General features: G+C 62.7%; 6 protein-coding genes. 1 reads left to right on the top strand and 5 read right to left on the bottom strand.

Annotation, left to right across the window (positions count from 1 at the left end):
- Positions 1 to 230 precede the first annotated feature (230 nt).
- The 5 genes from AACV02_RS16905 to AACV02_RS16885 form a co-directional block, all read right to left on the bottom strand.
- On the bottom strand, positions 231 to 3,578 hold the full coding sequence (locus AACV02_RS16905; protein ID WP_106577933.1) for a hypothetical protein: 3,348 nt from the start codon (positions 3,576 to 3,578) through the stop codon (positions 231 to 233).
- 209 nt (positions 3,579 to 3,787) lie between these two features.
- A complete protein-coding gene (locus tag AACV02_RS16900) occupies positions 3,788 to 4,933 on the bottom strand; it encodes a MalY/PatB family protein (RefSeq protein WP_119735320.1) in 1,146 nt (381 codons plus the stop codon).
- A gap of 59 nt (positions 4,934 to 4,992) precedes the next feature.
- Positions 4,993 to 5,586 (bottom strand): FMN-dependent NADH-azoreductase, encoded by a 594-nt coding sequence (locus tag AACV02_RS16895; protein WP_119735319.1) that lies wholly within the window; start codon positions 5,584 to 5,586, stop codon positions 4,993 to 4,995.
- Positions 5,583 to 6,023 (bottom strand): GNAT family N-acetyltransferase, encoded by a 441-nt coding sequence (locus tag AACV02_RS16890; RefSeq protein ID WP_119735318.1) that lies wholly within the window; start codon positions 6,021 to 6,023, stop codon positions 5,583 to 5,585. Before AACV02_RS16890 ends, AACV02_RS16895 begins: the two co-directional genes overlap by 4 nt.
- Positions 6,016 to 6,492 (bottom strand): carboxymuconolactone decarboxylase family protein, encoded by a 477-nt coding sequence (locus tag AACV02_RS16885; RefSeq protein WP_119735317.1) that lies wholly within the window; start codon positions 6,490 to 6,492, stop codon positions 6,016 to 6,018. The genes AACV02_RS16890 and AACV02_RS16885 overlap by 8 nt, the downstream gene beginning before the upstream one ends.
- A gap of 132 nt (positions 6,493 to 6,624) precedes the next feature.
- Between AACV02_RS16885 and pdxR the strand changes: the two genes are divergently transcribed.
- Complete coding sequence (pdxR, locus tag AACV02_RS16880; RefSeq protein WP_119735316.1) at positions 6,625 to 8,013, top strand: MocR-like pyridoxine biosynthesis transcription factor PdxR; 1,389 nt, start codon at positions 6,625 to 6,627, stop codon at positions 8,011 to 8,013.
- Positions 8,014 to 8,175 lie beyond the last annotated feature (162 nt).

Below are 8,175 nucleotides of genomic sequence, written 5' to 3'. Positions count from 1 at the left end.
TTGCCTGCGATGCGGGCACCCCGGTGCATCAGGCATACCCAGTCGATCCCTTCGCAGGCAAGCCAGCTCCCACATTTGGACCAGTACTCCCACTACCCTGATGCACCCGGATCCAAATGTGGGAGCGGGCTTGCTCGCGAATGCGGTGGGGCATTCAGCTTTTCTGTCGCTGATACACCGCCCTCTCAAGCAAGCCCATTCCACATTGATAGACGCCAGCCCAGTGAACCTCAGTTGATGCGTGGGCCGCCGCCGCCCGGTTGATGCGGTTGCGGTTTGTCCGGTGGGGCATCGCTGGGCAGGCTTTTGGGTGGGGTGTTCGGGTCTTCATAATGCTTGTGCAAGTCCCCATCCAGCCGATTGCTCGACGACCCGCCTTTTTGCGGCGTCTCGTCGAAGTGCTCCCATTCCGATTGCTGGAAGCGAAAGATGCTGTCATCGGTCGGCGTGTCGCGGCCGTGGTAATGGTGGATTTCGTAGTGGGCGTACTCGACCTTGTCGGCCCAGTTGTCCTGCAATAGACCGTCGCCGGCCAGGTCGCGGTACCAGTCGTTTTCTTTCTCGGTGGCTTTCTGCTTTTTGTTGTGGTCGACGAAGTAGCCGATGATCCCGCCCACCACCGCCAGCACCACGCCCACCAGGAACAATGGCCCGGTCAATGCCGCCGCCGTGCCTGCGCCAAACAGCGCCGCCGCGCCGAGTACCCCGGCCGACGCACCGAACGCACCACCGGCCACCTGCAGGCCGCCAGCCGCCTGGGCCAGCGGGTCTTTGCTGTCCACGCCACTTTTGATCGCCAGCGCGCCCAATACAATATCGGCGAACCCGCCGACGATGTCCGTGGCCGGGCCGAGCACCTTGATGACCGAGCCGGCAATTTTCGCTGACTTGGACGCGCCGAGCTTGGCCGCGCCTGCAGCGGCGAGGCCGTCATCCAGGTGAGTCGCCAGGCCTTCGGTGGCCTCGGTGACGGCTTTGTCGCCTTCGCCAAACATCTTCGAAATGCCGTCGTACTGGCTGTCGGGCACGGCATCGAGTGCACTGGTGATCTTGGCTTTTACATCGGGGGGCAGGTCGTTGACGCGGAACTCGAAGTTCGGCTCCTGCAGGCCGGTCTTGCCCCAGATTTCCGGCAGCGTTTTGTCCAGACCAAGGAAGTCCACCAAGCCGCCTTTACCCAGGGTCTCGCCAATCTTGTCGCCCAGGCGCACGAAGTGGCTGGAACCGCCGGCAAAGCTCAAGAAGTCCTTGGCGATGGACATGCGCTGCGCGGGCGTTTCGCCGAGCTTGCCGCCTTTGCCGACCAATTGGTAAATCGCCGAAAACAGGGTCACGCCAGCACCGAGAGAACCCAGGATGCCCTTGCTGTTGAGGGTATGAAACACCTCGCCGAGCATGCCGCGGTCGGCGACCGGTATATAGGGTTTGCTCAGCGCGGTTTTCAGGTCGGCCTCGCTGATCGAACCATTGTTCTTGTAGACCTCGCCCAACTCCTCCAGGGCCTTGGTCACGCCAGCGGATTTTTCCTTGCCCTGCAGGCCTTCGTTGAGGAATTTCTCCAGGGTTTCCTGGGTGCGCCGTGGCAGGTCGAGCAGGCTGCCTTTCAATACGCCTTTGAGCAGGCCGAACAGGTCCTTGGTGGCCAGTTCCTTGTTCTCGTCGGAGATCTTGCTCGGGTCCGAAAGGATCGCGTTGAGGTCGGTGGTCAAGCCGTCGGCCTGAATGTTCTGCGCCGCCTTGCTGGCCGCTTCCGGGTCGAACAACGACAGCGAGGTGAGGGTATCGCTCAGGTCCTTCTGCGCCTCCGAGGTCTTGCCCTGGTCTTGCAGGTCCTTGAGGTACAGCACGTAATCCGGATTGGACGTCAGGTCCAGGAGCTTTTGCTTGATCTCGTCCTTGTTCGGCAGCTTGTTGATCGCGTCGTCCATTTTCGACTTGTAGTCGGCCTGCACGGTCGGGTCTTTGAACAGCTCGCCGATCTGCTCCTGCACTGCCTTGCCGTCGATGATGTCGTGCATATCGGCCGAGGTCAGCTCGGTCTGCTTGTCATCGAACTCGCGCCAGGTGGTGTTGAACGGGCGCTTGGCTTCTTCGTAGCCGGTAATGCCGTGGCCATTCTGGTAGGCGGCCTGGGCTTCCAGCGCGCGCACCAGCTTGGCGCGCGGGTCGTCCTTGGGAATCGAGCCATCCTTGACGCCGGCGCGGTAGGTGTCGATCAACTGGGTGGTGGCCAGCTCGCTGACGCTCAAGGTTGGCGACTTGTCGTCTTTGTCATCGGCATGGACGCCGGTGTCCATGTTCAGCACGTCGAGGTCACCGGCCTTGGGCAGGTTGTGCTGGGTGCGCGTGTCATCGACCGCGCCGGCACTGAAGGCGTCCCATTTGGCCTTTACGTCATCGTAGAGCTGCGGGCTGAGTTCCTTGGAGACGATGACCTTGCCTTCGCTGGTTTCATAGCGGATCAGGCCATCGCCCAGTTCGTCGGGCGAACCGAACGTGATGTCGGTGTTTTTCAGGAAGTCATTCGGCCCGGCCAACTTATAGCCTTCGGCTTCGCTGGTGTGGATTTTGTCCCAGGTGTCGTGGGCGGTGGCGACGCTCTTGAACAGCTCGGGGCTGACGTCGGAAGACACCACCACCTTGGTGCCGTCATGCAGTTCGTAGGTGAGGATGCTGTCTTTCTGGTCGTTGTTCCAGCTGAACGTCTTGTAGTCATTGAGGCCCGGCACCGGCGTGTTGGCGTCGGCCAGGGCTGCCCCGTTATTCAGCTCGCCTTCCACCACGGCCTTCTTGCCAGGGTCGGTGTAGACCTCGTGCAAGCCCGCCAGGTAGTCGAACAGCTTGGGGTTGTCGTCACGGGCCACGACCATCTTCTGGCCGTTGCTCTCAAAGCGGATCAAGCCCGGGCCGACTTCATCCTCGGGGCCGACCGTGGTGCCGGCGTAGGGCGGCCACACTTCGTTGTCGCTGGCGCGTTTGTAGCCGGCGTCTTCGCTGCTGGCGAGGCCGGTGAAGCTCGCATAGTCATCCTTGGCTTTCTGGAAGGCTTCGGGGTTGTCACGCTGGCTGACCACGACCTTGGTGCCGTCCTGGGTTTCATAGCGGATCACGCCCGGACCGGTCTCGTCGGGCGGTCCGAGGGATTTGTAGTCGGCGAGCTTTTCCGGCGCCTTTGCATCCGCGCCAAGGCTCTGGTAACCCGCGTTCTGGCTGGCCACCACGCCCGTGAGCGATTTGAAATCGGCACTCACTTGCTTGAACAGCTCCGGGCTGTCCTGTTCGCTGACGATGACTTTCTTGCCGTCCTGGGTTTCATAACGAATCAACCCAGGCCCGACTTCATCCGGTGGACCGATGGCTTTGTAGTCGGCGAGGGCCGGCGGTGGCGTGGCGTCCTTGGCCGCCAGTGTATAGCCCTGTTGCTGGCTGGCATCGAGCCCCGATGGCGTCTTGTCCTGGGATTCGACTTTTTTGTTGGCGCTGTTTTTGAGCAGCACATGAAACGCGGTGCTCGACTTGGACGGCGTGCGGGGAAGGGTTTTGGAATCGGACGAGCGATCAAGGGGCTGGGTCGCCATACCATGAAACTCCTGCTGTTGCCGGTGGGACGGATGGCAAAAACAGTAACAGCAGGGGTTCGGCATTCGTTGCGAAACGTTGTGAATTAACGCCAGCGACCCGCGCCAACGGGCTCATCCGGCCGGGTTGTGCAAGTCAACCGCCTGAACGTTGAGGCGGGCAAGCCCGAGGTTCGAGTGGGGCTGGCCCCGGCAATGGGGCCAGTCGCTCAGCGGGTTTTCAGGCTGCGCTCCATACGCTGCAAGCCCTCTTCGAGCATTGCGCGCGGGCAGCCGAAGTTCAGGCGCACAAACTGCTGGCTGTCATCGCCGAACTCAATGCCGGCGCTCAGGCCGACCTTGGCCTGTTCCAGGAAGAACTGCTGCGGATCGTCCAGGCCCAGGGCGCTGCAATCCAGCCACGCGAGGAAGGTGCCTTGCGGGGCATGCATCACCACGCCGGGCAAACGGGTTTGCACGGCGTTGAGCAGGTAGTCGCGGTTGGCTTGCAGGTAGTTCACCAGCGCCTCCAGCCATTCACCGCACTGGCTGTAGGCTGCGCGGGTGGCTTCCAGGCCAAGCGGGCTGACGCTGTCGACCATGCCGCAACGCGCGTTATTAAAGCGCTCGCGCATCTCGGCGTTTTGCACCACGGCAAAGCAGGTCTTCAAACCGGCGACGTTGTAGGCCTTGCTCGCCGACATCAGGGTGATGGTGCGCTGGGCGATCTCGGGGCTGAGGCTGGCGGTAGGCGTATGGCGACGGCCATCGAAGCACAGCTCGGCGTGGATTTCGTCACTGATGATCAGCGCGCCGCTTTCCAGGCAGGCGTTGGCCACGGCCAGCAGTTCTTCACGCGGGAAGACTTTGCCGATGGGGTTGTGCGGGTTGCTCAACAGCAGCGCGCCGGCACCGCTCAGCGCCTGGCGCAGGGCAGGCAGTGGCGTGAGGTATTCGCCGTTGTGCAACGCGAATGGTACTTCGATATGCGGCAGGTTCCAGTTCGCCGGCGCCAGGCGAATCGGGCGATAGTTCGGGGTTTGCAGCACCACCGGCTGGCCCGGCTGCACGAACGCGTGCAGCGCCATGTTGAAGCCCGGTTCGACGCCGGGCAAAAACAGCAGTTCGTCTGGCAGTACGCGCCAGGCGTACTTGGCCCACAGGTCGGCAACGATGGCTTCGCGCACATCCGGCCCGGCCACGCTGTAGCCCAGGATGTGCTGGTCGAGACGCTGGTGCAGGGCTTGCAGTACGGCAGGTGGCGCGGCGATATCCATGTCGGCGATCCACATCGGCAAGACGTCTTGCGGGTAACGGTTCCACTTGGTGCTGCCGGTGCCGAGGCGGGGGTGGATCGTGTCGAAATCAAAGCTCATGGGAGGCTCGTGTCAGGGAGGCAGGCGCAAGAATGGCGCTGATTCTAGCGCCATTATTTTTATAGGCCAGAGCTGATTGCCTCGCGCAGTTGCCGGTGTGCCTGCTCCACGGCTCGGTTGACCGCTTCTTCACCGCGCACCATGGCGCCCAGATAAACGAAATCCACGCTGCGAATGCCCACCGTGGACAGGATGGCGGTCAGGTACGGCGTCAGAAAGTCCGGCTCATGCCCTTTGCGTGCATTGCCCGAACTGACCAGCACAAAGGTGCGCCGATCCTTGAGCAAGCCGACCTTTTCGAAGCTGGCGTTGACCGTAAAGCTGCGTTGAATGCGCACCACGTGATCGATCCAGCCTTTAAGCGCCGCCGGTACCGTGAAATTGTGCACCGGGGTGCAGAGGATCAGCAGGTCGCAGGCTTCCAGCTCCACAATCAACTGTTCCGACAGTGCCGTGGCGCTGCCGCTCAAGCCGCCGGCCGTGGTGAGGGCGTTGGCGTATTCGCGGGTCAATGGTGGCAACGCCTGGCTGCCGTAGTCACGCTCGGTGATCTGGGCATTCGGCACCAGGTCGCTGAGCAGGGCGCGCGCCAGCTTGAAGGTCTGCGCGGCCTTGCCATGGGGGCTGAAACTGAGCAGCAGGGCGCGGGTCATTGGCTCAGGTCCTGGGAAAAGTGCATCCCCAACGGCAGCAGGCCCTGGCGGAAGTAAAAGCGCTGAGCCAGGGCCATGTGCATGCCGGTATCCAGCACCAGGAAACGGTAGCCACGGGCACGGGTTTCTTCACGGACCCGATCAAGCAATTGCTCGCCCAGGCGCCGGCGTTGCAGCGCGGCGTCCACCACCAGGTCATCGACGTAGATAAAACGGCCGTACAGGGTGTTTTCCGTCTGCCGGTAACCGGCCAGGCCGATCACCTTACCGTGCTCGCGCGCGGCGAGCAGGTGGTAGCCATTCTCCCGTTGCCGCTGGATTTGCTCGGCGAATGCCACCGCGTCGGTCAGGTGCGGGCGCAGTTGCTGCATCACGGCGAAACTTTCGAGGTAGTCGGCGTGGGTGCGCATCGGCACGAATTCAACGAGTTCATTCATGGTTGAGGTTCTCCAGGTGGGCCTTGATCGCGGCCGGTACTTTGCGAAAGCTGATGGCGACGCGGTTCAAGGCGTTCATCAGGGAGATGGCCAGGGTCAGGTCGGCGATTTCCTTGGCGCTGAACATCGCTGCGGCCTCGGCGTAATCGGCATCCGGCACCTGGGTGTGCGCCACTTCGGTGACCACCTCGGCCCAGGCCAGTGCCGCGCTTTCGCGCGCGGTGAACAGTGGCAATGCCTCGCGCCAGGCGGCCAGCAGCATGATTTTTTCCAGGCTCACGCCTTGCTTGAGCAGGTCGCGGGAATGGGCATCCAGGCAATAGGCGCAGCTGTTGAGTTGCGAGACGCGCAAGTACACCAGGTCGATCAATTCTTTTTCCAGGCCGCAGCCGTGGATATAGCTGTGCACCGAGCCCAGGGCTTTGTAGCCGGCGGGCGCGGCCTGGGCGTAATCAAGACGGTGTTTCATCAGCGGTCCTTGTGGTCGTTGAGGGATGCGCCATTTTCGACGGCGGGACGGGCGCTCAACAGGGGCATGATTGGACAAGCGGGTTGGGACATGATCAGACTTGGCCCTGTCTTTTTGCCGAGCCCGTCTGTGATGTCGTCACTGCCCAAATACCAGGAGATCTACCGGCGTTTTCGCCTGGCCATCGACCAGGGCCAACTGGGCCCGGGTGATCGTGTGCCGTCGGTGCGCAGCCTGGCGCTTGAGCTCAAGGTGGCGCGGGGCACGGTGGAGGCGGCTTACCAGTTGCTGGTCAGCGAGGGTTTTTTCGAGGCGCGTGGGCAGGCGGGCACCGTGATTGCCGGGGCTTTGCCGCAGGTGTCAGTGAAGCCGCCACCTGTCGTGCTGTCAGCCACCAGCGGGCCTCGGCCGCTGCAAATGGGGCTGCCGGCGCTGGATGCGTTCCCGCGCAAGCTGTGGGCGCGGCTGGTCACCCGGCAAGTGCGCCGCACCGATGCAGACAGCCTGGCGATGGGCGATGTGCGGGGCGTCGAAGCGTTGCGCGTGGCGATTGCCAACTACCTTGCGCTGTACCGAGGCGTTGAGTGTGCGCCACGGCAGGTGTTCGTGTGCGCCGGGTATGCGGGGTGTTTGATGCTGCTGTGCGATGCGCTGCAGATGGCGGGGCAGCGTTGCTGGTTTGAAGATCCGGGGTATTTGCATGCGCGGCAGTTGTTGATCCATCAAGGTGTGGAAGTGGTGCCGGTGCCGGTGGACGCCGACGGCTTGGAGGTAGAGCGTGGAATGCAGCGCGATCGGCAGGCGCGGTTGGCGATCGTGACGCCGGCGCACCAGAGTCCGCTGGGCGTGGCGTTGAGCCCGGCGCGGCGCCTGGCTTTGCTGGAGTGGGCGCGCGAGCAAGGGAGCTGGGTGGTCGAGGATGATTACGACAGTGAGTTTCGCTATCGCGGGCAGCCGTTGGCGGCGCTCAAGAGTCAGGATGTGGGGGATCGGGTAATCCATGCCGGGAGTTTCAGCAAGATGCTGTTTCCGGGATTGCGGTTGGGGTATCTGGTGGTGCCCGCTGCATTGGTGGAGGCGTTTGAGCGCAGTGCCGAGGCGTTGCAACAGCGCAGTGCGCAGTTGTTGCAGCTGACGGTAGCGGACTTTCTGGAGCAGGGGCATTTTACTCGGCACCTGAAGCAGATGCGGCAGCTGTATGCGCAGCGCAGGGGGTGGTTGGTGGAGGCGCTGAGGGTGCATTGCTCGGGGTTTTTGCGCGTGGATGAGCAGGCGGGTGGGGTTAATCTGCTGGCGCGGTTGTTGGTGGAAGTGCCCGATGATGTGGTGGCGGTGGCGGCTGACAACGCGGGGTTGGGGGTTCAGGCGTTGTCGGGGTGGATGATTGAGCCGGAGCGGGAGCGGGGGCTGTTGATGGGGTTTACGAATGTGGCTACGGCTGGGCAGGCGGTGGAGTTGGCTTTGGTTTTACATCGGGTTATTGCGGGGGGCATATCCGTTGCTGCGGTCACGGCCACTTAGGGTTCCGCTCTTACAGCGGGTCACTTTTGGCAAACGCCCCAAAAGTAACCAAAAGGTCTGTGCCCCACCACTCGGCACCTCGCCTGGGCTCGGTGTGCCCTCACTCCGGCTTGAATCCGTGGGCCGCCGCGACGGGCCATCCATGGCCCAACACGGCTAACC

The organism is Pseudomonas sp. Larv2_ips (genome assembly GCF_963879675.1).
In the GTDB taxonomy this organism is placed as follows: Bacteria; Pseudomonadota; Gammaproteobacteria; order Pseudomonadales; family Pseudomonadaceae; genus Aquipseudomonas.
This window is presented reverse-complemented; position numbering and strand designations above follow the sequence as displayed.

Excerpts from the sequence above, each read along its gene's own strand:
- AACV02_RS16900 (WP_119735320.1), bottom strand. The coding sequence starts at position 4,933 with ATGAGCTTTGATTTCGACACGATCCACCCCCGCCTCGGCACCGGCAGC.
- AACV02_RS16890 (WP_119735318.1), bottom strand. The coding sequence starts at position 6,023 with ATGAATGAACTCGTTGAATTCGTGCCGATGCGCACCCACGCCGACTAC.
- AACV02_RS16885 (WP_119735317.1), bottom strand. The coding sequence starts at position 6,492 with ATGAAACACCGTCTTGATTACGCCCAGGCCGCGCCCGCCGGCTACAAA.
- AACV02_RS16895 (WP_119735319.1), bottom strand. The coding sequence starts at position 5,586 with ATGACCCGCGCCCTGCTGCTCAGTTTCAGCCCCCATGGCAAGGCCGCG.
- pdxR (WP_119735316.1), top strand. The coding sequence starts at position 6,625 with ATGTCGTCACTGCCCAAATACCAGGAGATCTACCGGCGTTTTCGCCTG.
- AACV02_RS16905 (WP_106577933.1), bottom strand. The coding sequence starts at position 3,578 with ATGGCGACCCAGCCCCTTGATCGCTCGTCCGATTCCAAAACCCTTCCC.